This is a genomic window from Tardiphaga sp. 768_D3_N2_1, from assembly GCF_052076105.1.
In the GTDB taxonomy this organism is placed as follows: Bacteria; Pseudomonadota; Alphaproteobacteria; order Rhizobiales; family Xanthobacteraceae; genus Tardiphaga.
Genome location: NZ_CP197245.1, coordinates 1687794 through 1710879 on the forward strand (window position 1 = coordinate 1687794; position 23086 = coordinate 1710879).

General features: G+C 60.7%; 23 protein-coding genes. 8 read left to right on the forward strand and 15 right to left on the reverse strand.

Features of this window, described 5'->3' with window-relative positions; translation table 11 throughout:
- Positions 1 to 23: 23 nt before the first annotated feature.
- The 6 genes from AB8A27_RS07635 to AB8A27_RS07660 all read right to left on the reverse strand — a co-directional run bounded on the left by AB8A27_RS07635 (position 24) and on the right by AB8A27_RS07660 (position 5175).
- Positions 24 to 1034, reverse strand: coding sequence for a zinc-binding alcohol dehydrogenase family protein (locus AB8A27_RS07635; RefSeq protein ID WP_441241403.1), 1011 nt, complete (start codon positions 1032 to 1034; stop codon positions 24 to 26).
- A 63-nt stretch (positions 1035 to 1097) separates the two neighbouring features.
- Complete coding sequence (locus AB8A27_RS07640) at positions 1098 to 1898, reverse strand: transporter substrate-binding domain-containing protein (protein WP_441241404.1); 801 nt, start codon at positions 1896 to 1898, stop codon at positions 1098 to 1100.
- Between the two features lie 43 nt (positions 1899 to 1941).
- A complete protein-coding gene (locus AB8A27_RS07645) occupies positions 1942 to 2694 on the reverse strand; it encodes an amino acid ABC transporter ATP-binding protein (protein WP_441241405.1) in 753 nt (250 codons plus the stop codon).
- A complete protein-coding gene (locus AB8A27_RS07650; RefSeq protein WP_092151481.1) occupies positions 2678 to 3331 on the reverse strand; it encodes an amino acid ABC transporter permease in 654 nt (217 codons plus the stop codon). Before AB8A27_RS07650 ends, AB8A27_RS07645 begins: the two co-directional genes overlap by 17 nt.
- Positions 3332 to 3340: 9 nt before the next feature.
- A complete protein-coding gene (locus AB8A27_RS07655; RefSeq protein WP_441241406.1) occupies positions 3341 to 4024 on the reverse strand; it encodes an amino acid ABC transporter permease in 684 nt (227 codons plus the stop codon).
- A 17-nt stretch (positions 4025 to 4041) separates the two neighbouring features.
- Entirely contained in the window at positions 4042 to 5175 is a 1134-nt protein-coding gene (locus AB8A27_RS07660; RefSeq protein ID WP_441244851.1) for a mannitol dehydrogenase family protein, read from the reverse strand.
- A 201-nt stretch (positions 5176 to 5376) separates the two neighbouring features.
- Here AB8A27_RS07660 and AB8A27_RS07665 point away from each other — a divergent pair, with 201 nt between their 5' ends.
- The 3 genes from AB8A27_RS07665 (at position 5377) to dusA (ending at position 9232) form a co-directional block, all read left to right on the forward strand.
- A complete protein-coding gene (locus AB8A27_RS07665) occupies positions 5377 to 6282 on the forward strand; it encodes a GntR family transcriptional regulator (RefSeq protein WP_441241407.1) in 906 nt (301 codons plus the stop codon).
- A gap of 29 nt (positions 6283 to 6311) precedes the next feature.
- Positions 6312 to 7829 carry a UxaA family hydrolase gene (locus tag AB8A27_RS07670; protein WP_441241408.1) on the forward strand — a complete coding sequence of 506 codons (1518 nt, stop codon included), beginning with the start codon at positions 6312 to 6314 and terminating at the stop codon, positions 7827 to 7829.
- A gap of 407 nt (positions 7830 to 8236) precedes the next feature.
- Positions 8237 to 9232 carry a tRNA dihydrouridine(20/20a) synthase DusA gene (gene dusA / locus AB8A27_RS07675; RefSeq protein WP_441241409.1) on the forward strand — a complete coding sequence of 332 codons (996 nt, stop codon included), beginning with the start codon at positions 8237 to 8239 and terminating at the stop codon, positions 9230 to 9232.
- Between the two features lie 5 nt (positions 9233 to 9237).
- Here the strand turns inward: dusA and AB8A27_RS07680 are convergent, their stop codons facing one another.
- From AB8A27_RS07680 to AB8A27_RS07695, 4 genes are all read right to left on the reverse strand, one after another.
- Entirely contained in the window at positions 9238 to 9750 is a 513-nt protein-coding gene (locus tag AB8A27_RS07680; protein WP_441241410.1) for a TIGR02281 family clan AA aspartic protease, read from the reverse strand.
- A gap of 10 nt (positions 9751 to 9760) precedes the next feature.
- Complete coding sequence (locus AB8A27_RS07685) at positions 9761 to 9979, reverse strand: DUF1289 domain-containing protein (protein ID WP_092151628.1); 219 nt, start codon at positions 9977 to 9979, stop codon at positions 9761 to 9763.
- 103 nt (positions 9980 to 10082) lie between these two features.
- Positions 10083 to 11684, reverse strand: coding sequence for a sensor histidine kinase (locus AB8A27_RS07690; protein WP_441241411.1), 1602 nt, complete (start codon positions 11682 to 11684; stop codon positions 10083 to 10085).
- 184 nt (positions 11685 to 11868) lie between these two features.
- Positions 11869 to 12738 carry an NAD(P)-dependent oxidoreductase gene (locus AB8A27_RS07695; protein ID WP_441241412.1) on the reverse strand — a complete coding sequence of 290 codons (870 nt, stop codon included), beginning with the start codon at positions 12736 to 12738 and terminating at the stop codon, positions 11869 to 11871.
- Positions 12739 to 13055: 317 nt separating this feature from the next.
- On the opposite strand from AB8A27_RS07695, the gene apbC reads away from it, so the two are divergent.
- From apbC to AB8A27_RS07710, 3 genes are all read left to right on the forward strand, one after another.
- On the forward strand, positions 13056 to 14240 hold the full coding sequence (gene apbC / locus AB8A27_RS07700; RefSeq protein WP_441241413.1) for an iron-sulfur cluster carrier protein ApbC: 1185 nt from the start codon (positions 13056 to 13058) through the stop codon (positions 14238 to 14240).
- A gap of 204 nt (positions 14241 to 14444) precedes the next feature.
- Positions 14445 to 15533 (forward strand): TRAP transporter substrate-binding protein, encoded by a 1089-nt coding sequence (locus AB8A27_RS07705; RefSeq protein ID WP_441241414.1) that lies wholly within the window; start codon positions 14445 to 14447, stop codon positions 15531 to 15533.
- Positions 15534 to 15683: 150 nt separating this feature from the next.
- Entirely contained in the window at positions 15684 to 16433 is a 750-nt protein-coding gene (locus AB8A27_RS07710) for a 2-keto-4-pentenoate hydratase (RefSeq protein WP_441241415.1), read from the forward strand.
- A 14-nt stretch (positions 16434 to 16447) separates the two neighbouring features.
- Here AB8A27_RS07710 and AB8A27_RS07715 read toward each other — a convergent pair whose 3' ends face one another.
- From AB8A27_RS07715 to AB8A27_RS07735, 5 genes are all read right to left on the reverse strand, one after another.
- Complete coding sequence (locus AB8A27_RS07715; protein WP_441241416.1) at positions 16448 to 18286, reverse strand: TRAP transporter large permease; 1839 nt, start codon at positions 18284 to 18286, stop codon at positions 16448 to 16450.
- A 47-nt stretch (positions 18287 to 18333) separates the two neighbouring features.
- Positions 18334 to 18930 carry a TRAP transporter small permease subunit gene (locus tag AB8A27_RS07720; RefSeq protein ID WP_441241417.1) on the reverse strand — a complete coding sequence of 199 codons (597 nt, stop codon included), beginning with the start codon at positions 18928 to 18930 and terminating at the stop codon, positions 18334 to 18336.
- 223 nt (positions 18931 to 19153) lie between these two features.
- The gene (gene moaA / locus AB8A27_RS07725) at positions 19154 to 20185 is read right to left on the reverse strand and encodes a GTP 3',8-cyclase MoaA (protein ID WP_441241418.1); all 1032 of its coding nucleotides are present in this window, start codon (positions 20183 to 20185) and stop codon (positions 19154 to 19156) included.
- Positions 20186 to 20297: 112 nt separating this feature from the next.
- Positions 20298 to 20738, reverse strand: a complete 441-nt coding sequence (locus tag AB8A27_RS07730; RefSeq protein ID WP_092151446.1) for a hypothetical protein — start codon at positions 20736 to 20738, stop codon at positions 20298 to 20300.
- Between the two features lie 149 nt (positions 20739 to 20887).
- A complete protein-coding gene (locus AB8A27_RS07735) occupies positions 20888 to 21580 on the reverse strand; it encodes an HAD-IA family hydrolase (protein WP_441241419.1) in 693 nt (230 codons plus the stop codon).
- A 192-nt stretch (positions 21581 to 21772) separates the two neighbouring features.
- On the opposite strand from AB8A27_RS07735, the gene rpiA reads away from it, so the two are divergent.
- Positions 21773 to 22471: a ribose-5-phosphate isomerase RpiA gene (gene rpiA / locus AB8A27_RS07740; RefSeq protein WP_441241420.1), complete on the forward strand. Its 699-nt coding sequence runs from the start codon at positions 21773 to 21775 to the stop codon at positions 22469 to 22471.
- Positions 22472 to 22494: 23 nt separating this feature from the next.
- Positions 22495 to 23034, forward strand: a complete 540-nt coding sequence (locus AB8A27_RS07745) for a DUF2059 domain-containing protein (protein WP_441241421.1) — start codon at positions 22495 to 22497, stop codon at positions 23032 to 23034.
- Positions 23035 to 23086: the final 52 nt, after the last annotated feature.

The following is a 23086-nucleotide window of genomic DNA, read 5'->3' on the forward strand; positions in this document are numbered from 1 at the left end:
AATCCCAGACTGAAAGCGACGAGTTACACTTCGAGTATGGCCTTTATGACACCGGCTTCCGGACGCAGCCAGTCCTTGAACAGCGATGCGCCGTCCGACAGGGGGCCACGATTGGTGTTGAGCGCCCGGGTCGGGACTTTGCCCGCATCCATCTGGCGAACCACTTCGGCGAAATCGTCCGGCTGGGCATTGCGGCTGGCGAACAGCGTGGTTTCTCGCTTGTGAAATTCGGGATCCGAGAACGTGATCTCGGTGGGGACGACGCTGACCAGGACATAGCGTCCGCCATGGGCGATAAAGCCGAAGCCGCGTTGCATGGCGTCGGCATTTCCGGTCGCGTCGACAACGACGTCGAAGAAGTCGCCGCCCGTCAGTTTCTTTGCCTCGGCCTCTGCGTCGGCATTGGCGATCAAAAGGTGATCGGCGCCGAGTGAATCGCGCGCGAAAGCCAGACGATTTTCACGCGTATCCATCACGGTGACGTCCGCGCCACGTGCTTTGGCGAAGATAATCGCCGACATGCCGATAGGACCTGAACCGACGACGAGGACGCGATCCTGCGCCGAGATGCCGCCGCGCTTTACGCCATGCGCACCGATCGCCAGGAACTCGATCATTGCCGCATCGTCGAGCGAAGCGTTGCCGGCGGGGATCACATTGCTGGCTGGAACCGCCAGAAATTCCGCCATGCCACCGTCGCGATGTACGCCGAGTACCGCGATGTTCTGGCACGCATTGGTAAAGCCGCGCCGACAGCCGATGCATTTGCCACAGGACAGATAGGGCACGATGTAGACATTCTGCCCGTGGGTCAGGCCGCTTCCGGCGGGAGCGCTCTCGACCGTACCCGACAGCTCGTGGCCCATGACGCGGGGATATTGCAGGAAGGGATGCTTGCCCTGGAAGATGTGGAAGTCGGTGCCGCAGATGCCAACCCGGCGGATTCGCACGAGAACCTCGCCGTCGCCCGGAACGGGAATTGGGCGCTCCACGAGGGACAACCGGCCCGGCTCGTCGCAGATCAAGGCTTTCATTCGCTAGGTCTTTCTCATCGAGATAAGGCGCGGCCCGGTGCAAGCCCGGGCCGCAAGGGAAAGTTACTTCGGCATCTCTGTGGGCAGCTCGACGCCGTTATACTTGGCGTAGATCGCACGGAGTTTGCCGTTGGCGAGGTTCTTCTCGACCCAATCGTTTAAGACCTGACGCAGGGCGTCATCGCCCTTGCGGACGCCGATCGCATAAGGATTGGTCTTGAGCACAAGCTTGACTTCGAGCGGGTCGTTCTTCAGTCGCTCATTCGCCGTCGCCATGACCTGTGCGGATGAAGCCATGACCTTCACCTGTCCGGAAATCAGCGCCGTGTTCAGCGTGGCGTCATCCTCGTAGCGCACGATGTCTGCGCCCTTGGCCTGATCCGTCGCTTCCTTATCGTTGGTGGAGCCGCGCGTCGTGCCGAGCCGCATGCCTGACAGACTGGCGACGTCCTTGATCTCGATCTTTTTGGGTGCAGCGATCACGACCTGGATCACGCCATAGGGGATGGAGAAGTCGATGACCTTCTTGCGCTCCTCGTTGACGCTGAATGACGCCATCACGAGGTCGGCTTTGCCAGTCAGCAAGAACGGCACGCGGTTGGGGCTGGTCACCTGAACGATCTCGAGCGGCAGCCCGAGGTCGGCGGCCAGCAGCTTGGCGCTTTCGACGTCCGAGCCGGTCGGCTGCATCTTGGCGTCGAACATGCCGAACGGCGGCGAACCGAGATCAAGCGCCACGATAATTTTGCCACGCTTCTTGATATCGTCGAGCGTATCGGCACGAGCTGAAACGGAGGAGTGGGTGAGCAGGCCCATGGCAACGACGAGGCCGGCTGCACCTGCGAGAAAATGTCTTCTGATCATGTGTTTCGTCCCTTTTTGATTTGAAACTTGGTTTGACGTCCGCCTAGACGGACGTCGCGGCGCGATCGTGGGAGACGCCTCCAACGAAATTGCAGAGCTCGGCTGTCTTTGGCTGATCGAGCATGTCGCCGGATCCGGTTTCCCAGACCTTACCCTGATGCATATAGATGACCTTGGATGCGACCTTTCGCGCAAACGCCATCTCATGCGTGACGAGGATCATGGTCATGCCGCCGCGCGCGAGATCTTCCATGACTCTCAGCACTTCGCCGGTCAGCTGCGGGTCGAGCGCCGACGTCACTTCATCGAACAGCATGAGCTTCGGACTCATCGCGAGCGAGCGGGCGATTGCCACCCGCTGCTGCTGACCGCCCGACAGCTGCTCGGGGTAATTCTCCGCCTTTGCCTCCATCCCGACGCGGGTCAGCACCTCGCGCGCGAGTTCGCGGGCCTGCTTCTTGGGGATCGACTTCACGCTGACGGGCGCCAGCATGATGTTCTGTTCGACGGTCAGGTGCGGAAAAAGGTTATAGCTCTGGAACACGATGCCGACGTCGAGATGCAAGGCGCGGCGATTGAGGCTCGCATCGTGTAATGCGTGGCCGCACACATCGATTGTCCCTTGCTGGATCGTTTCAAGCGCATTGATGCATCGCAGGACAGTCGACTTGCCGGAACCCGACTGACCGATGATGGCAGCGACTTCGCCACGTCCGACATCGAACGATACGCCGTCGAGAACCTTGAGCGAACCGAACTGTTTATGGACGTTTGAAAGACTAACGACGGCCGACATTGAGCTTCCTTTCCAGGCTCCGGCTCCAGGTCGAGAGCGGGAAACAGATCGCGAAATAGATGAGCGCGACGATCATGAAGACCGTGAACGGCTCATAGATCGAATTATTGATGAGCTTTCCGGCCTGGGCCAATTCGACGAAGCCGACCACAGACGCCAGCGACGTATTTTTGACGATCTGTACCAGGAAGCCGACGGTGGGTGCGGTGGCGATGCGCGCTGCCTGGGGCAGGATGACTTTCACCATGCGCTGCCATCGCGTGAGCGCGAGGCACTCCGCCGCCTGCCATTGCGTCTTCGGAACGGAATCGATGCAGCCACGCCAGATCTCGGCAAGAAATCCCGAGGAGTAAATGATGAGGCCCGCGCTGGCCGCAATGAGCGGAGGCAGATTGGTGTAACCGAGCAGCGCGATGCCGAAATAGATGGCGAACAGCAAAATGAGCAGCGGCGTCCCCTGAACGAGCTGAATGTAGACTGTCGCGGCAATTCGCAACACACGCAGGTCGGAGATGCGCGCAAGCGCGACCACGAACCCGACCAGGCCGCCGCCGACAAAGGCGGCGATCGACAGGCCGATCGTCCACTGCGCGGCAGTGAGAAGGAACTCGAGATGAACGAGGCTGAATGTCGGCATGGACTTTTCCTAGATCGCCGTGCCGAGCTTGCGTCGACGAACGAAGACAGCCAGTCCGAACAGCCACAGACAAATACGGACGACGAGCGACAGCAGCAGGTACAGAACGCCGGTGACGATGTAGGTCTCGAAGGCGCGGAACGTATCGGACTGGATCCGGTTGGCGACGGCGGTTAGTTCCTCGGCCGAGATCTGCGACGTGATGGAGGATGCCAGCATCAAGAGGACATATTGGCTGGTGATCGCCGGATAGACGCGCTCGATCGCCGGACGCAGCACCACATGCCAGTATGTCTGGACGCGGGACAGCCCCAGGCATTCGGCGGCTTCGATCTGCGATTTGTGGACGGACTCGATACCTGCGCGCACGATCTCGCAGGTATAGGCGCCGACATTGATGACCAGGGCGATGACTGCGGCCAAGTTGGCCGAGACATGCAAGCCGAGGGTCGCGATACCGAAATAGATGATGAAGACCTGTACGAGTAGGGGGGTGTTGCGGATCGCCTCGACATAGATGGCGACAAGCCTCTTGACCCAGCGCGAACCGTCGGCGCGACCGATGGCGCAGAGCGTGCCGAGAACGAAACCCAACACCGTCGAGATGGCGGACAACTGCAAGGTCAGCCAGATGCCACGGGCGAACTCTGGCCAATACGGCAGCAACGCCGAAAAATCGAAATGATAGGTCATGCCGGTTCTATTTCATCTCAGGCGTGAAGCGCCGATTGTCGCGCTTTGAACGCATCGAGCTTGGGAGTTGCAGGCGCGTGCCCGCGCTCGGTGATCCATTTGAGGAATGCAAGAATACGCCGGTCGATCTTCATGACGTGGTTCTGTGCGATATCGGAAATCCGATGATCAAGGAACGGATTTCGAAAACGGTCGAGCGTCGTCACGATGTACGCGCGCGCTTCCGCTTCCATGCCATGTACGGCGAAGCCTGGCAGCACTTCGCGCTGCAGGATATGATCAAGCCGCTCGGCGATGGAGGCGTTCGCAAGAATTTCTCGCACGGTCTCGTTCGGAGCGCGGCTCTCGGACAGCCAGATGTCGGCAAGCACGGTATGGCCGAGATTGAGAATGTGCAGCTTGAGTCGCTCGAACGGTTCGAGTTCGTCAGCCAGGACAATGGCGGGATGGACGCACAGCGCTGAAAGGCCAGGGGCGCGCTTGATTGCCCACAGCGCATAGGGCTCGGCGACCGCGCCGATAGGTTCGATCGGCTCCGAAACGATGCGATCGACCAGCGTTTCGGCGAAGATGATCTCTTTCGCAATCCATTCGACGAAAGCTGACGGTGCGCCGGCCTCGCTTGCCAACGCCAGCACCCTGTCTTCGAGGATGCGGCCGTTGCGGTGAACCAGTTCGCAAGGCAGCACGGTCAACGGGCGGGCGCCGTCCTGCCAGCGCCGGTGGAGCAAAGCTGTCAGCTTGCCCGGAAAGGATTGTGGCACATCGCCGGATAGCAACGCCGATCCGCGGTCGCTGTCTGCAACCTCGTAACCGGTATCGCCCATATTGGAGACGACGACGTCCGCTTCCGCGACGAAACAGTCGGACAATTCCCGCCAATCGCGCGCTGCGGAGAATCCACGGTCCACGCTCAGAACGTCGATGCGCCGGTCGATCTTGACGCCATTTTCGATACCGCGGATCAGGACGGGATAGCCTTCTGGCCGGCCAAATGCCTGAACGCGTCCGGCGCGACCGGTAGAATTTGATGCTTGAACAACGGCAATCGGCCCGACGTCTTGGCCGGAAACACGTGCCTCGTGGACGAAAACACCGACATGGGCCTGAAGGAAGCGACTGGTCCCGAACTGGATGATCCGACCGGTCACGCGACCGCTGCCGCCGAGTAGCTGGCGTCGGGTTTTGCAGTCACTGCTATCGATAGGGTGGGAACCGCCGTCATGTGTTTCCTCGAACTTTTTTGTGGCGCCATGAATCTTTAAGGGCTGGCACTTCGTCAAATTGTTTTTTATCTGTAAAAAACTGAAAGCGTCGAATAGCTTTTTTGCTACTGAGGATCGATCGCAAGAATGAAGAGTAACGCTGTCTTCAAACGCGCCCACAACCGCTGCTTGAATATGCTCGCGAAGCACGAACTTGGTACGCATCTCCGTTCAGAACTCGAACTGGCGCAGGCTCTCGATGTCAGTCGCACGACAGTGCGCGCCGTGCTGTCCTCTCTCGCCAATGCCAATATCATTCACCGCGACGGCAGCCGCAGACATCTCGTGCGTTCACCGGTGGCAGACGATTACTTTCCCGAAGCGCAGACCGAGTCCGTCAGCGATATCGTCGGGCGCCGGTTCATGGAGTGGATTCTGCAGGGCGATTTTCGCCCGGGAGAGCTCATCAACTGCGCCGAACTGGCCCGTCAGTTCTCGACATCAACCTCCGCTATCCGCGAACATCTCACGCACTTCAATCACTTTGGCCTGTTGGAGCGCCGTCCTAACAGCGCGTGGGTGTTCAAGGGGATCACGACTGATTTTGCGATGGAGATCTACGAGATCCGCGAGATGTTCGAACTCCGCTCGGCGCATCGTTTTGCCGAACTCCCGCCGGACGCTGCGGCCTGGTCCGAACTCGACGCGATCGAGCGAGAACATCGTCACCTGCTGGGAAACATCGATGAACGATACCGGGAGTTCTCGCGGCTCGACGAACGGCTTCATCGCCTGGTTCATGACGCCTCGCAGAACCGCTTCGTCTTGAACTTCTACGACGTGATATCGATGATCTTCCATTACCACTACCAGTGGAATAAGGCCGACGAAAAAGAACGTAACTATGTCGCCTTGCACGAGCACCTCGCATATATCGCAGCGTTGCGCAGCCGCGATCTGGATGCCATCGACGCAAAATGCCGGACCCATCTGCAGACGGCACGCAAGACGCTGTTGAAGTCGGTTGATCATTTACGCCAGGCTACTGTTTGACTTGATTTGACCGAAATGAGAACTCACCAATGAGCACGCCACGAACGATCCGTTTATCGTCCGACGACAATGTGATTGTCGCCGTCGATCAAATCCTTCTCGGTACCGGCCTTGCCAATCTGGTCGCACAGCAGCGAATACCACGGGGGCACAAGATGGCCACCGCCGCCATCCATAAAGGCGAGCCGGTGCGGAAGTGCGGCCAGATCATTGGTTTCGCATCGACAGACATCGTGCCCGGCGACTGGGTGCACGAGCATAACGTCGTCATGCATGACTTCGCGCGCGACTATCAGTTTGCCGAGGGAGCTAAAATCTCGCAAGTATTGCCGCCCGAGCTGCGTGCAACCTTTGAAGGTTATGTGCGACCAAACGGAAGAACCGGAACGCGAAACTATATTGGCATCCTGACCTCCGTGAATTGTTCGGCAACGACGGCGAAATTCATTGCCGAAGAGGTCAATCGCTCCGGACTGCTTGATGACTATCCCGAGATCGATGGCGCCGTGGCGTTTGTGCATGGCACCGGGTGTGGGATGGCATCCTATGGGGAGGGCTGGGATTTGCTCCGCCGTACCCAATGGGGTTACGCGACCCACCCCAATCTCGGCGCCGCGCTGATGGTCGGCCTTGGTTGCGAAGTCTTTCAGATCGATCGTATGAAAGAAGAATATGGCCTGGTGGAAGGCGATCACTTCCAGACCATGACAATTCAGGCGTCTGGCGGAACCAGGAAAGCCATCGATCAGGGTGTCGAACGCATTCGGGCAATGCTGCCGGTTGCTGCGCGCGCCAAGCGCGAGACGCGGCCAGCGTCTGAAATCGTCCTGGCCCTCCAGTGTGGCGGTTCGGACGGATATTCGGGCATTACCGCTAATCCTGCGTTGGGAGCTGCGGTCGACCAGTTGGTCAAGCATGGAGGGACGGCAGTGCTTGCTGAAACTCCGGAAATTTATGGTGCGGAGCATCTGTTGACGCGCCGTGCGGTCAGCCGCTCCGTCGGAGAGAAGCTCATTGAGCGGATTCGCTGGTGGGAAGAATACGCCAGCCGCAATGGTGGCCAGTTGAATAACAATCCCTCGCCAGGCAACAAGGCCGGTGGACTCACGACAATTCTGGAGAAATCGCTGGGCGCTGCTGCCAAAGGCGGCACGACAGCGTTGCGTGCAATCTACGGATATGCCGAACCGATCAAGGAGAAGGGGTTCGTTTTCATGGACACCCCCGGCTACGATCCAGTCGGCGCGACCGGTCAGGTTGCCGGCGGGTGCAACGTGATGTGCTTCACCACCGGCCGGGGGTCGGCCTTTGGCTGCAAGCCGACACCTTCCATCAAGCTCGCCACGAACAGCGAAATGTATCGGAACATGGCCGACGATATGGATATCAATTGCGGCGACGTGCTTGATGGAACGTCGATCGAGGCTAAAGGGCAGGAGATCCTCGATCAGATTCTGCAGGTTGCTTCAGGCGCCCACACCAAATCGGAGGATTTGGGTTATGGCGATCTCGAATTCGTGCCGTGGCAAATCGGCGCTGTGATGTAACAAGCGCATCGCGCAAATCGTCCGCATGAGAAGCTGTCGCCGGTAACTCAGTCTTTCAAATGCAACGCCGCGTCTGCTCGCCTACTGAATGAAGACACGCTCTTCATTCGCTCAATATTCTTCGCGATAAAATCGTCGACGCTCCGCCGTGCAACAAGGCTGGCTCTCGCACCAGATATCCACGGGCGGTCTAAAATGTCGACGATGTCGGAGCATGCCGCCGTCGGACCTGGAGGCGCTAGGTTCCAGATACCAGTTGAGTGAAGGTCGCCATGCGCGTGCACTCCGATTTTAGCGCGCGCGATATGTGCACCGAGAGGTCAAAACAGGTACAAACCTGCGCAAATTCGGCTAGTTTAGAGTGTACGTATTTGTGTTTCATCCCATTGAGGGCATAGGTTAATTCATTGAAATCGCAAGACTATCGTTTCTCCATCGCGCCCATGATGGACTGGACTGACCGGCATTGCCGCGTCTTCCATCGTCTGCTGTCGAAGCGCGCGCGGCTCTATACGGAGATGCTGACGACGGGCGCCGTGATCCATGGCGACCGGGCGCGGCTGCTTGGCTTCGACGCCAGTGAACATCCGGTGGCGCTGCAGCTCGGTGGTTCAGAGCCCGCGCACCTCGCAGAGGCTGCGAAGATCGGTGCGGATTTCGGCTATGACGAAATCAACATCAATGTCGGTTGTCCCTCGGATCGTGTAAAGGACGGACGCTTCGGGGCGTGTCTGATGGCGGAGCCCGATCTGGTGGCGCGCGGTGTGGCCGCGATGAAGCAGGCGGTGGATGTGCCGGTCACCGTGAAGTGCCGCATCGGCATCGACGATCAGGATCCTGAAGTCGCGCTCGATACGCTGGCGCGCGCGGTGGTCGCCGCCGGCGCCGACGGCCTGATCGTGCATGCGCGCAAGGCCTGGCTCAACGGCCTGTCGCCGAAAGAGAACCGCAACATTCCTCCGCTGAATTATGACCGCGTCTACCGGCTGAAGGCGGCGATGCCCAATGTGCCGATCGTCATCAATGGCGGTATCGTCGGTGTCACCGAAGCCGCTGCTCATCTCACGCATGTGGACGGCGCGATGCTCGGCCGCGCGGCCTATCAGGAGCCTTGGCGTTTGCTGTCGGTCGATCCCGAATTGTTCGGCGAGCCGGCACCTCATGCGACGATGAAAGACGCGTTTGAGGCGATGATGCCCTATATCGAGGATCAGCTCGCGCAGGGCACGCGGCTGCACTCGATCACCCGGCATTTTGTTGGCGCCTTCCATGCGGTGCGCGGGGCGCGCGCGTTCCGGCGCCATCTTGCGGAGAACGGCGTCAAGCACGGCGCTGGCATTCAGGTGCTGCGCGATGCCATCGCACTGGTCCAGGATGAACCGGCTGTGTCGGAAGCGGCCTAGTCTGGTTACGGATAACCGCGCAGCATTAGTTTGTCGGCGCGGACTTCCCAGCTTTCCAGGCGGTCGAGAAAGCTCATGCCAAGCAGGTTGGTCTTCATCTGGCCGCGCGGCACCACCAGTGCCGGCACTGAACGTTCCACCAGTTTGCCGATGGCCAGACGATCTAGTGTCAATCGCGCCGCCTTGGTGCGGCCGCCCGCAGTCTCGACGTCGACATTGTAATCGAGCAATTCGAGCGGCAGACCCGCGGCCTTGGCGGTCTCATAAGTCAACACCACCGAGGTCGCGCCGGTATCGATCACCATGGCTGTCTTGACGCCGTTGATCTTGGCCTCAAGTCCGAACTCGCCGGTATTGCCGCGCGGGACGTCGACCAGCCGCAATGGCGGTGGGCTCTGCTTGCGCAAAATTTCTGTGACGAGATTGCCGGCCTTGGAGATCTGCTTGGGATCACCATAGGCGAGGGCGGCGCCCGCAGTTGCGACAATGACGATGACGAGAAGAAAGACCCGGCTCATGGCGAGCCTCTCAGGTGGTCGCGGATGTCTTCCTTGCGGTGTAGGTCGACGAAGGCTCCAGCCCGGCCTCGGCCATGCGCGCCGGAAGCAGTGCCATCGTGCCCATACGCTCCGCGCTGTCCATCTTTCCCCAGCGCGCGATCTCGGGCAGCGTACGCCCGCAGCCGAGGCAGAGCTTGGTCTTGGGATCGATGAAGCAGACTGCGATACACGGTGTTTCTTTGCTCATCCCGTAATATTGAAGCGGATCGGCTTGCTTGCGCAAGCGTCGAAATTTTCGTTGTGAGCATGATCTGGTCCGAAAACCGGCATCCACTTTTCGGGATCATGTTCTATAGCCCGGTTCCTGCATTCATGATCGGCTTGTTGCGCGGCCGGCGTTTTTCATCGGCGACGTTCATCTCGTAATTCGGCTGCAACGGCGGCGCGTCGGGCGTCATCGGCGCGAGCGCCGACATCACGCGTTCAGGCGGGAAGGTGATGATCACTTCGGTGCCGACCCGCAGCTTCGATTTCAGCGTGAAGGTGCCGCCATGCATGTCGATCAGGCTCTTGGCGATCGGCAGACCGAGACCCGCGCCCTGTTCGGCAGATTTGATCGAGTTCGATCCCTGACCGAACGACGCCAGCACGATCGGAATCTCTTCTTCGGCGATGCCCGAACCGGTGTCCTTGCAGCTCAGATACTGCCCGCCGGATGCCGTCCAGCCGACCTTGAGCCAGATCTCGCCGCTCTGCGGGGTGAACTTGATCGCGTTCGACAGCAGGTTGAGTACGATCTGGCGGCAGGCGCGCTCGTCGCCCCAAACGCGCGGCATGCCGTGTTCGAATACTTCGTGGATGGTGATGCCGCGGCTCGATGCGCGCAGCTTCAGGAGGTGATGGCAGTCCGCGACGACATGCACGAGCGAGACGGCTTCTTCGTTGAGCTCGTAGCGGCCAGCCTCGATACGCGACAGGTCGAGGATCTCGTTGATCAGATTCAGCAGATGCACGCCGGAATTATGGATGTCCGCGGAATAGTCCTTGTAGACCGGCACGGCATGGCCGCCGAAGATTTCGCTCTTCATCACTTCCGAGAAGCCGAGAATGGCGTTCAGCGGTGTACGCAATTCATGGCTCATCTGCGCGAGGAAGCGCGACTTGGCGACGTTGGCGGCTTCGGCGCGGTGGCGCGCTTCGTCGGAGATTGCCTTGGCCTGTTCGAGTTCGCCGATCAGCGCGTCCTTCTCGGCGCGGGCTTCCAGCGTCGCCAGTGTGGTCGAATGCAGGCGTTGCGCCAGCAGTGCGAAATAGCCTTCGGCGGCGACAGCCAGAACGGCCAGCACGTAATTGTCGAAGGTGCCACGCAGGATGAAGCTCAGCGCGACGCCGAGCGTTACCGGCGCGGTGGCGGCAAAGGCGGCAATCGGCAGGCTCGCGGCGAGCATGCTGGAGACCGCGACCACCAGCAGCATCAGGAACATCATCAGCGAATTGGAGACGACGTCGACGCCGGTCGGATGCACCAGGATCACCGTCCACGACAGGCCGTAGAGCAGGTCGAGAAAGATAAAGCGCAGCCGCCATTTATGCGTGCTGTTGGGTGTCGGTGTTTCCGCCAGATAGCGATTGCAGGCGCGCAGGATCACCGCGTGAATGCACAGCATGCCGCAAGACCATGCGGCGGCCGGCAGCGGCTGCATCCAGAACCCGAACAGGATGCCTGTTCCGACCACCAGCAGCGTGACAACGAGCGAGGCGGAGAGGCGGGTCTGGGCGTATTGGCGGAGCAGTTCGCGATCGAAAGCGGGGCGTGTTCCCGATGTCGAGGTCAGCCGGTCGCGCGCTTCGCGCACCCGCTGCTGCGCCGCCCGGCGATTGCGCGGCGGAACAGCGACGGGCGGTTCAGCCGGAAGCTGGACGACCTCGGGCCTGGCGGCGGGCTCACTCATCACTCGTACACAAATCCTGCACGCAAACGCGGGCGGTTTTTCACAGACTCTATCTGTGCCGCACAATCATTAAGAGGTGCCTTAAAGAACGAAGTAATCCGGTTAATATTCGATAAAAATGGTATCGGCGGAGGGCGCCTGTCGGGCACCGCTCCGCCGTGATTTATTCAGGAAACCTAGATGGTTACTTGGGCAATCTTGCCAAGAGACTTGAAGTGTCCCAGCGCTTGCCGCCGAGCGCTTCGACCTCGCCGTAAAATTGATCGACAGTGGCCGTGACCGGCAGGCTCGCGCCGTTGCGGCGGGCCTCGGCGAGGCAGATCGAGAGGTCCTTGCGCATCCATTCGACAGCGAAGCCGAAGTCGAATTTTCCATCGTTCATGGTCTTGTAGCGGTTCTCCATCTGCCACGATTGCGCGGCGCCCTTGGAGATCACCTCGACCACCGCATTCACATCGAGACCGGCCTTCTTGGCGAAATGAATGCCTTCGGACAGCGCCTCGACGAGACCGGCGATGCAGATCTGGTTGACCATCTTGGTGAGCTGGCCGGAACCCGCGGGGCCGAGCAGCTTCTGCATCTTGGCATAGGCCGTGATGATCGGCTCGACCTTGGCATAGACTTTGGCGTCGCCGCCGCACATCACGGTCAGGGCGCCGTTTTCGGCACCAGCCTGGCCGCCGGACACCGGCGCGTCGATGAAGTGGAAGCCGGTCTTGGTCGCAGCGGCATCGAGTTCTCGAGCGACTTCGGCTGAGGCAGTGGTGTGATCGACAAAGATCGCGCCCTTGGTCATGCCGCTGAATGCGCCGTCAGCGCCGGTGGTGACCGAACGCAGGTCGTCGTCATTGCCGACGCAGCACATCACGAAGTCCTGGCCCTCAGCAGCCGCTTTCGGGGTCGGTGCAGACTTGCCGCCGAACTTCTCCACCCACGCTTTGGCCTTGGCTGCGTTGCGGTTGTAGACGGTGACCTCGTGGCCGCCCTTGGTGGCAAGGTGACCGGCCATGGGGAAACCCATGACGCCGAGACCGATGAATGCAACTTTGGCCATGTCCGTACCCTTTGGATGCTGTCGGCTTTGCTGCCGAACGTCAGAGATTGGGGAAGTGAGGGCGCCGCCTGATGTTTTTTGGCGACGAGATCGCTGGTGATGAGGAGCGCCAGCATAGTCGCTGCACAGGACGCGGCAAAGCCCCCGTTACCACTCATGGCTGCAGCCGCTTATGGTGCGTTGCGAAAGAAAATCTGCTGCCGGTCTTGTGCCAGAGCAACCCCGAAATTCTCAACATATCCTAGAAACGGCATGGACTTAGGGCGGAAGTTCTCTATCTGTGCGGTTCGCATTATCCGTCGATCGGGAGACACGCATTGAGCGTTTCGCAGCAGCAGGTTCTGGATGGTCTGGCCAAGGTGACATCGCCGCGCGGTGTGCCGTTGATCCATGCCAATGTGTTGTCCGAGATCGTCGTGACCGACGGCAAGGTGCTGTTTTCGATCAATGTGGATGCCGCCGAAGCGCGCGCCTGGGAAAGCGTGCGCGCGCAGGCGGAAGCCGCGGTGCGGGCAATCCCTGGTGTCACCGGTGCAATGGTTGCGCTGACCGCCGAGCGCGCGCCCGGCAGCGCGCCGGCTGCGTCGCAGCGCCACGACCACGCAGGGCATTCCCATGGCCCCGGCGGACATGCGCATGGTCCGCAAGGCGGCGGTGTTCAGCCGATCTCGGCGCATCGCCCGCACCAGCCGCCCGGCGCGACGTCAGCGATGTCGAAGCAGGCCGAAATTCCGGGTGTGAAGGCGATCATCGCCGTGGCTTCGGGGAAGGGCGGCGTCGGCAAATCGACCACCGCGCTCAATCTGGCTCTGGGTCTGCGCGATCTCGGCCTGAAGGTCGGTTTGCTGGACGCCGATATCTACGGCCCCTCGGTGCCGCGGCTGACCGGCATCAATGAAAAGCCTGTTCTCGACGACAACAGGAAGATGATTCCGATCGAGCGCTTCGGCCTGTCGATCATGTCGATCGGCTTCCTGGTCGAGGAAGAGACCGCGATGATCTGGCGTGGGCCGATGGTGATGTCGGCGATCACCCAGATGCTGCGCGACGTCGCCTGGGGCACGCTTGACGTCCTTGTCGTCGACATGCCGCCGGGCACCGGCGACGCGCAGCTCACGTTGGCGCAGAATGTGCCCCTGAAGGGCGCCGTGATCGTCTCGACGCCGCAGGATCTGGCGCTGATTGATGCGCGGCGAGGCCTTGCGATGTTCACCAAGGTCAACGTGCCCGTGCTCGGGATCATCGAGAATATGAGCTATTTCCAGTGCCCGGAATGCGGCACGCGATCGGACATTTTCGGCCATGGCGGCGCCCGTCACGAGGCCGAGCGGCTCAAGGTGCCATTCCTTGGCGAAGTGCCGTTGCATATGTCTATCCGCGCCATGTCGGATGCGGGCACGCCGGTGGTCGTCAGCGAGCCCAATGGACCGCATGCGGCGATCTACCGGGCCATCGGCACGCAGATCCGCGACCGGTTGCAGGGCGCTATTGCGGCTGCGTAAGGTGGCCGGTGGCCGGGGCCGAGATGTCGCATAGAACTTTCGTTCAATTGGGCTGGCAACGACGTTCGTCGTGTTTTCCGCGGCCGAATAACCGTGTTAGACAGCCTCTGCACCAGAGCGTCTTCGGCTGAATCGCGCGACGATTTGCCGTTGAACACGCTCAAAAGAATTCCAGGGGAAACGCCCGCAAAAAGGAGAGCTTGAATGAAGCGTCGTGAGTTTTTGAAGGTTTCGACGGCCGGTGCCGCAGTGGCCGCCGTTGCCTCGCCGGCGATCGCGCAGTCCGCGCCCGAGATCAAGTGGCGCCTCGCATCCAGCTTCCCGAAGTCGCTCGACACCATCTATGGCGGCGCCGAGATGATGGCGAAGCAGGTCGCCGAAATGACCGACAACAAATTCCAGATCCAGGTCTTTGCGGCTGGTGAACTGGTCCCCGGTCTGCAGGCGCTCGACGCGACCTCCAACGGCACCGTCGAAATGTGCCACACCGTGTCCTACTACTATGTCGGCAAGGATCCGACCTTCGCGATCTATGCGTCGGTCCCATTTGGTCTGAATGCACGTCAGCAGAACTCCTGGTGGTATCAGGGCGGCGGCGAACAGCTCGGCAACGAGTTCTTCAAGAAGTTCGGCGTCATCGGCCATCCCTGCGGCAATACCGGCACCCAGATGGGCGGCTGGTTCCGCAAGGAGATCAAGACCGTTGCCGATCTCAACGGCCTCAAGATGCGTATCGGCGGCATCGCTGGTCAGGTGCTGCAGAAGGTCGGCGTCGTGCCGCAGCAGCTCGCGGGCGGTGACATCTATCCGTCGCTTGAAAAGGGCACCATCGACGCTGCTGAGTGGGTCGGTCCCTATGACGATCAGAAGCTCGGCTTCCAGAAGGTGGCAAAGTATTACTACTATCCAGGTTTCTGGGAGGGTGGCCCGACGGTGCACGCCTTCACCAACCTCGAGAAGTACAATGCGCTGCCGAAGAACTATCAGGCGATCCTCACCAATGCCTGCGCCAATGCCAACAGCTGGATGGCCGCTCGTTACGACATGCAGAACCCGGCTGCTTTGAAGCAGCTGGTTGCCGGCGGCACGCAGCTGCGTCCGTTCACCAACGAAGTACTGGACGCCTGCCTCAAGGCGACCAACGAACTCTGGGCAGAAACCTCGGCGAAGAACGCCGACTTCAAGAAGTCGATCGACGCGATGCAGGCCTATCGTTCGGACGAGTATCTGTGGTGGCAGGTCGCCGAATACACCTTCGACAGCTTCATGATCCGCTCGCGTACCCGCGGGTGACCGCAAGTCTCGATTAAAACAGGAAGCCCGGCCTTCGCGAGAAGGTCGGGCTTTTTGTTGGAGCGTGCACGCGTGCCGCGCGGTATTGCTCGGGGCGGAAATCGGTTAAGTCTCGCGATCCCACGAAGCTCTTGCGTTGAGAGATGCCCGATGACCGAAGCCGAAATTGCCGTCGCTGCCGAAATCCTCGCCGAGGCGCGTCGGAGTGGAGTGCAGATCGAAGTGCTGCCGGTCACGCCATCTTCGGTTGCTGAAGCGCACGAAATTCAGGATCGCGTTGCTGCTCTCGTTGGACTACCCATTGGCGCCTTCAAGGCTGGCGCACCGCCCGAGGGCGAACCGACACGTGGTCTGATCGAAGCCCGAATGATTCGTTCGAGTCCGGCGCATATTTCGGTGGCGGAAGTCCCGCATCTGGGCGTCGAAGGTGAGGTTGCCTTCCGTTTTACCCGCGATCTGCCAGCGCGTGCCGCACCTTATACGCGCGACGAGATCGCAAAGGCTGTCGCGGTGCTTCCGGTGATCGAGGTGGTCTCCAGTCGTTTTCGCGAGCCGCTGAGCCGGCCAAAGCTCGAGCAGCTTGCCGATTGCGGGATCAATGGTGGGCTGGTCACCGGACCGGAACTTGCCGACTGGTCGCAGCTCGATCTGCCGAACCTGCAGATGACTTTCATCGTGAATGGTGAAACCCGGATCGAACGCAAGGGTGGCCATCCCACCGACGATCCCATCGCAGGCGCTGTCGCACTGGCGAACATGATGCGCGCAGGTGGCGGCGTGAAAGTCGGCCAGATCGTCACAACAGGCAGCTGGACCGGGCTGCCGTTCTTCAAACCGGGCGATCGTTGCACCGTCCGGTTCGAGGGGCTGGGCGAAGCCGAAGTGGTGTTCGACGGCTAGGCCCGACTTTCCCGTTACTTCGGTGGCCCGAAGTCCAGCGGCGGCGCGTCCATCTGCGGAATCTGGATGTCGATCTTGCTGGAGTCGATGTCCGAGGCCGCGCCCTTGTAGTGCATGACCATCGACGGGAAGGCGATCACGAGGCCGACCATGATCACCTGGATGATCACGAACGGCACTGAACCCCAATAGATCTGACCGGTGGTAACCGGCTCCATGCGCTTGCCACTGACCCTGTCGATATAGGATTCCTTCGGCGCCACCGAGCGCAGATAGAACAGCGCGAAGCCGAACGGCGGATGCATGAACGAGGTCTGCATATTTACGCCCATCATCACGCCGAACCAGATCAGGTCGATGCCGAGTTTTTCGGCCGCGGGTCCGAGCAGCGGGATGACGATGAAGGCGAGCTCGAAGAAGTCGAGGAAGAAGGCCAGCACGAAGACGAAGGCATTCACGAAGATCAGGAAGCCAACCTGGCCGCCTGGCAGCGACACCAGCAGCTCTTCGACCCAGCGATGGCCATCGACGCCGTAGAAGGTGAGGGAGAATACGCGGGCGCCGACCAGGATCAGCACGACGAAGGCTGAAAGCTTCGCAGTGGCTTCTGCGGCCTGACGCGTCAGACCGAAGGTAAGACGGCCCTTCATCACGGCAAGGATCACGGCGCCTGCTGCGCCCATCGCGCCGCCTTCGGTCGGGGTGGCGACGCCGATGAAGATGGTGCCGAGCACGAGGAAGATCAGCCCGAGCGGTGGCACCATTACGAACACAACCTGCTCGGCGAGCTTCGAGAGCAGCTTCAGGCGCAGGAAGCGATTGAGCACAGCGAGCACGAACGAGACGCCGACGGTGATCGACATGGTCAACACGACGTAGTCGGCACCGGCTTTCACCTCAGTAAAGCGCATCGCGATGAGGCCGATGGTCGTGGCGCAGACTAGTGTCAGGAACAGCGACAGAGTCATGGTACGGATGATGCCGATGAATGGCTTGAACAGCACGCCGAGCAGGATGACGAACCAGAAGCCTTCGAGAACCGCTCTGCCGAGGCCGATCTTGTCGAATAGTGGGGAAGTCCAGTCGAACAGGCCGAGATGTACGACGAAGAAATACGCGGTCGCCGCGGCCGAGACCGCCGCCAGCGGCAGGATCACCGGATGCTTCGCAGTCTCCACTTCACGCAACGTCTGCGCTTCGAGTGGCAGCCCGGGGGCAGCGTTCGGTGCGAACACGGTGACGAGGAAGATATAGAGTGCATACATCAGCGACAGCACGATGCCGGGAATGAACGCTCCTTCATACATGTCGCCGACGGAGCGGCCGAGCTGATCGGCCATCACGATCAGAACCAGCGAAGGCGGAATGATCTGAGCCAGTGTACCGGATGCAGCGATGATGCCGGTAGCGACACGGCGGTCATAGCCGTAGCGCAGCATGATCGGCAGTGAAATCAAGCCCATCGAGATCACGGAAGCAGCGACGACGCCGGTGGTTGCCGCAAGCAGCGCGCCGACGAACACGACCGCATAGGCGATGCCGCCGCGGATGCTGCCGAACAGCTGTCCGATGGTTTCGAGCAGATCCTCGGCCATGCCGGATCGTTCGAGAATGAGCCCCATGAAGGTGAAGAACGGGATCGCCAGCAGCGTCTCGTTGTTCATCACGCCATAGACGCGTTCCGGTAGCGCCTGCAGGAAGTCGGGGCGGAACAGGCCGAGTTCGATACCGATGAAAGCGAAGATCAATCCGTTGGCGGCAAGCGAAAACGCCACCGGGTAGCCCAGCAGCAGGAAGATCACCAGCGACGCAAACATGATGGGCGCCATGTAGTGGATGAACATAGCGGTCATTCAGGCGTCTTTCGCTGCAAAGAAGTTAGAGATGGAAAAAACGGAAATCACGGCTTGTCGCCGGCTATGTTCATCACCAGACGCTCGGCCTCGAGCTCGGCGGCCCTTTGTGCGCTGATGGCATTGGCGTTGGAATCAGGAATGACGCCGCGCATCATCGCCGCACGCTTGATGATTTCGGAAATACCCTGAACGAACAGCATCGCGCACATGATCATGATCAGCGACTTGGCCGGCCATTGCGGCAGGCCGCCGGCGCTGAACGATTGCTCGTTCTGGCGATAGGACGTGATGAAAAACGGCACGGACCAGAACAGCAGGATCAGCGTGAACGGCATCAGAAACAGCAGATGACCGAGCATGTCGATCCAACCGCGCAACTTCAGCGGCAGCGAATGGTTGATGATGTCGATCCGGATGTGTTCGTTGCTGAGCAGTGTCCATGGCGAGCACAGCATGAAGACGACGCTGAACAGCACCCACTGCAATTCGAGAAATGAATTGGAAGAAACGTCGAAGACCTTGCGGATGATCGCATTGGCGGCCGAGACAACCACGGCGACGACGATCAGCCAGGACAGCCAGCGCCCAACCCACGTGTTGAAGGCGTCGATCTTACGGCTTATGGCCAGCAGTGATTGCAACCCGAGTCCCTCCCGAACTTGCTCCCCATTCAGCCATGCCGTTGGTGCATGGGGCTTTTTCAGCCGGGGCAGCGAAGCGCCGGCACCATTTCAGCGTGTCACGCTGCCGTCAATTGGAAGTTAGGCGAAATTCAGGGGGAATATTGCGCCCATCCGGTCGGAATCGGTGCCGGTATTGGAACGTTGTTACGCGCCTCAGGGCGACGAAATCCAACGGGACCAGCTATCCGCCGGTGACGCTCATATGCCGGCTGACGCTCGGCCGGTTGTGGCGGCGATCGATGATGAAATCGTGCCCTTTCGGCTTCAGGCCGATGGCGCGGTCGATCGTGGCGTTCAGGAGGTCGTTGTCGGCGGAAGCCCGCAGCGGCTTGCGCAGGTCGGAGGCATCCTCGTGGCCGAGGCAGGTGTGGATCGTGCCGGTGCAGGTGATGCGGACGCGGTTGCAGGACTCGCAGAAATTATGGGTCATCGGCGTGATGAAGCCGATCTTGCCGCCAGTTTCGGCAACGCGGACATAGCGGGCGGGACCGCCGGTGTCGTCCGGCAGATCCGTCATCGTGAACTGACCGGCAAGCCGCGTGCGCAGCAGCGACAGCGGCACATACTGGTCGATACGGCCTTCGCCGATATCGCCCATCGGCATCACTTCGATCAAGGTCAGTGCCATGTCGCGGCCGTGAGCCCATTCGATCAATGAGGGGATTTCGTCCTCATTCATGTTCTTTAAGGCGACGGCATTGATCTTCACGGCGAGGCCCGCTGCCTGTGCGGCATCGATGCCGGCCAATACCTTGTTGATATCGCCCCAGCGCGTGATGGTGCGGAATTTCGCGGGATCGAGCGTATCCAGGGAGACGTTGATGCGTTTCACACCGCAATCGACGAGTTCATCGGCATATTTGGACAACAGCGAGCCGTTGGTGGTCAGCGTCAGCTCTTTCAGAGCGCCAGTCTTGAGGTGGCGCGACAGCGAACGCACGAGGCCCATGACATTGCGCCGGACAAGCGGTTCGCCGCCAGTGAGCCGCAGCTTGGTGACGCCCTTGGCGATGAACGCGGAACAGAGCCGATCGAGTTCTTCCAGCGTCAGCAGATCGGCCTTGGGCAGGAACGTCATGTCTTCCGACATGCAGTAGAAGCAGCGCAGATCGCAGCGGTCGGTCACCGAGACACGCAGATAGCTGATCCGCCGGCCGAACGGATCGGTCATGGCAGAGGAGGCCAGGGCAGGGCTCAACTCGGAAACGGTCATTCAGATGCCTGACTGCAAAACATGGATTGCTCGCGCGGCGAAAAACGCCGCACGTTCAATCTAGTCACGGGTTGCAGCTGGCACAATCACGCCAACGTATATGTTTGGTGGATCAGCGCGGGGCGGGGAACGGCGAGCCCGCCGCAGCTGCGGCGGCCGGGGCCGCGGCAGGCGCTGCTGCACGCTTGGCAGCCTTGCGGGCGCGGCGCGGCGGCGTTGCGGGCTGCAATTCGGCGACGACCGGGCTCGGATCAACCGTAGTCCGTGCCGGCGAGGTGAAATCGCCGGGGACGCGGGTGACGGTCACCGGAACTGTCATCGGCTGGAACTTGGCGAGGGTGAAGGTTGCGCTGAACCCGGTTTCCGTTGCCAGAGGCAGCGAGCACGGGGTCTTGCAGCTCGGGCCAATCGACGTGACCACCTCTGCGCCGGGCGGAACCGAGTCGAACTGCACGGTAACCGGTTCCGGCGCCGACTTGAATGCGTCCATGGAGAACGAACTGCAACCGGCCAGGCTCAAGCCTGCCGCTGCCAAAACTATTACTCTACGCATGGGTATATCCGTCACGTTTTGCGGCTAGCCGCCATCCCCGGACAACCATAGGAGCGTCGTACATATGACGCAACACGCAGGCCGCTTATAGTTAATTGATGGTTAACGAAATTGCCCGACAACCTGAGAAACTCAATTATGTGAACAGGCTAGGCGGGGCGTCGGAGCAACAGGCAGTCGACATTCGCTGGTAGATCGCGGAAATGGTCGATCACGATGTCGGGCTTGAGCTCGATAATCGGGACATCGGTATAGCCAAATGTAACGCCGATCACCGGGACATTGGCCCGCCGCGCCACACCGACATCGGGGCCTGCATCGCCGACCATGACAACGGACGACATCGCGCCACCGGCACGCGCTACCGTTTGCTGCAGGATGACCGGATCTGGCTTCGAGACGCCGAACGTGTCGGCGCCGCAGATCGCCGCGAATCGGTTGGTCAGCTCCAGCTTTTCGAGCAGCAGCTTCGACAGCCATTCCAGCTTGTTGGTGCAGACCGCGAAGCGGTAACCACGCTCGGCCATATCGTCGAGCGCCGCGATCAGGCCCTCGAAAGGCCGGGACGCGTCGGCGATATGCTCTGCGTAATAATCGATGAAGTTGTGGGTCAGGCGTGTGACCTCATCCGGGCTCATTTCGCGCCCTTCGAGCTCCAGCCCACGTTCGATCAGGCGCCGCGCGCCCTGGCCGATCATTTTCCGCGCGGATTCCAGCGGGACGGGGGCCAGCCCCTCCTGATGGAGCACGTGATTCAGCGCGCTGATGAGGTCGGGGGCGGTATCGACGAGGGTGCCGTCGAGGTCGAAAACGACGAGGGGAGCGGGGGGAGCATCGATCATATGGGATCGCTACCGGTCATCGGCCGATACCGCAAGGGGTCCCGGATGCGATCTGGCATTCCCGGGGAATGCAGGCCTGCATTCCCCGGGAATGCACGTCCTTCGCCCTGTTCCTTGCCGCCAAACGTCGCTAGATATGCGGCGCATCCCGTCCGCGGGACCGTTTTTTGAACTGCAAGGACCGCCGCGCCGATGACCATGGACGAGCTGAAACGACAGGCTGCCGCAAAGGCACTCGAACACGTCCGTGACGGCATGAAGCTCGGGCTCGGCACAGGATCGACGGCGAAGCATTTTGTCGAACTGCTGGGTGAGCGCGTGGCGGGCGGTCTCAAGGTCATTGGCGTTCCGACATCCGAAGCCACACGGGCCGATGCCGAACGTTGCGGCGTGCCGCTGACCACACTCGACGAGGTCGATCGGCTCGATCTCACGGTGGACGGTGCGGACGAAGTCGATCCGGCGCTCAATCTCATCAAGGGCGGCGGCGGCGCATTGTTGCGCGAGAAGATCGTGGCGGCGGCATCCGATCGCATGATTGTCATCGCCGACGATTCCAAATGGGTGCCGACCCTAGGCCGTTTCCCGCTGCCCGTGGAAGTGATCCCGTTCGGCCTGTCGGCCACGCGCCGCGCGATTACCGATGTGTTCGCCAAGTGCGGCCTGTCTGGCGAAATGGCCATTCGCAGCGGCAAGGACGGTCATGCTTTCGTCACCGATGGTGGCCACTGGATCATCGACGCCCGGCTCGGGACCATCACCGATGCGCCCCGCCTGGCTGGCCTGCTCGGCGCCATTCCGGGTGTGGTCGAGCACGGTTTGTTTATCGGTCTGGCTAGCACCGCCATGCTGGCAGGATCGCAGGGAATTCGCGTTTTCGAGCGCCCGTAACGGCGCAATCAAGGAGAATTGGAATGAAGAAGCTCTCGCACATGCTGCTGTCCGCTGGTCTCGCGCTCAGCGTTGCAGTGATCGCGCTGCCGGTCTCCGCGCAGCAGGCGACTCCGGAAGGGCAGGCCCGGCCGATCAAGCCGGCGTCGCCTGCCGCGATCGGTTACGCGAAGGAAATTCTGGCGATGAAGAACGCCAGTGCGATGTACGCTAACGCCGTGCCGAACATGGTTCAGCGCGTCAAGGATTCGCTGCTGCAGAGCAATCTGAACTATCAGAAGGATCTCAACGAGGTCGCCATCACCATCGCGCAGACGATGGCCGGGCGCGACAAGGAGATCACCGAGCAGATGGCGAAGATCTATGCCAGCGACTTCACCGAGGCGGAGTTGAAAGATCTTGCGACCTTCTACAAGTCGCCGCTCGGCCAGAAACTTCTGGTGCAGGAGCCCCAGTCGATTTCCGCCAGCATGACCTATATGCAGCAGTGGGCGCAGCAGTTTTCGGAGCAGGTCAACGGCCTGTTCCGCGCTGAAATGCGCAAGCGTGGCAAGGAAATCTAGGGCGCAAGCTGAGGCCCGTCATCCCGGGCCTCGGTCCGCAGTTCGGAGCGAT

Bases quoted from the DNA above. Each gene is read 5' to 3' on its own strand.
- AB8A27_RS07705 (WP_441241414.1), top strand. From the start codon at position 14,445: ATGAAGCGTCGTGAGTTTTTGAAGGTTTCGACGGCCGGTGCCGCAGTG.
- AB8A27_RS07645 (WP_441241405.1), bottom strand. From the start codon at position 2,694: ATGTCGGCCGTCGTTAGTCTTTCAAACGTCCATAAACAGTTCGGTTCG.
- AB8A27_RS07650 (WP_092151481.1), bottom strand. From the start codon at position 3,331: ATGCCGACATTCAGCCTCGTTCATCTCGAGTTCCTTCTCACTGCCGCG.
- AB8A27_RS07635 (WP_441241403.1), bottom strand. From the start codon at position 1,034: ATGAAAGCCTTGATCTGCGACGAGCCGGGCCGGTTGTCCCTCGTGGAG.
- AB8A27_RS07655 (WP_441241406.1), bottom strand. From the start codon at position 4,024: ATGACCTATCATTTCGATTTTTCGGCGTTGCTGCCGTATTGGCCAGAG.
- AB8A27_RS07670 (WP_441241408.1), top strand. From the start codon at position 6,312: ATGAGCACGCCACGAACGATCCGTTTATCGTCCGACGACAATGTGATT.
- AB8A27_RS07640 (WP_441241404.1), bottom strand. From the start codon at position 1,898: ATGATCAGAAGACATTTTCTCGCAGGTGCAGCCGGCCTCGTCGTTGCC.
- AB8A27_RS07745 (WP_441241421.1), top strand. From the start codon at position 22,495: ATGAAGAAGCTCTCGCACATGCTGCTGTCCGCTGGTCTCGCGCTCAGC.
- AB8A27_RS07710 (WP_441241415.1), top strand. From the start codon at position 15,684: ATGACCGAAGCCGAAATTGCCGTCGCTGCCGAAATCCTCGCCGAGGCG.
- AB8A27_RS07715 (WP_441241416.1), bottom strand. From the start codon at position 18,286: ATGACCGCTATGTTCATCCACTACATGGCGCCCATCATGTTTGCGTCG.
- AB8A27_RS07735 (WP_441241419.1), bottom strand. From the start codon at position 21,580: ATGATCGATGCTCCCCCCGCTCCCCTCGTCGTTTTCGACCTCGACGGC.
- AB8A27_RS07690 (WP_441241411.1), bottom strand. From the start codon at position 11,684: ATGAGTGAGCCCGCCGCCAGGCCCGAGGTCGTCCAGCTTCCGGCTGAA.
- AB8A27_RS07730 (WP_092151446.1), bottom strand. From the start codon at position 20,738: ATGCGTAGAGTAATAGTTTTGGCAGCGGCAGGCTTGAGCCTGGCCGGT.
- moaA (WP_441241418.1), bottom strand. From the start codon at position 20,185: ATGACCGTTTCCGAGTTGAGCCCTGCCCTGGCCTCCTCTGCCATGACC.
- rpiA (WP_441241420.1), top strand. From the start codon at position 21,773: ATGACCATGGACGAGCTGAAACGACAGGCTGCCGCAAAGGCACTCGAA.
- AB8A27_RS07695 (WP_441241412.1), bottom strand. From the start codon at position 12,738: ATGGCCAAAGTTGCATTCATCGGTCTCGGCGTCATGGGTTTCCCCATG.
- AB8A27_RS07680 (WP_441241410.1), bottom strand. From the start codon at position 9,750: ATGAGCCGGGTCTTTCTTCTCGTCATCGTCATTGTCGCAACTGCGGGC.
- AB8A27_RS07665 (WP_441241407.1), top strand. From the start codon at position 5,377: ATGAAGAGTAACGCTGTCTTCAAACGCGCCCACAACCGCTGCTTGAAT.
- AB8A27_RS07685 (WP_092151628.1), bottom strand. From the start codon at position 9,979: ATGAGCAAAGAAACACCGTGTATCGCAGTCTGCTTCATCGATCCCAAG.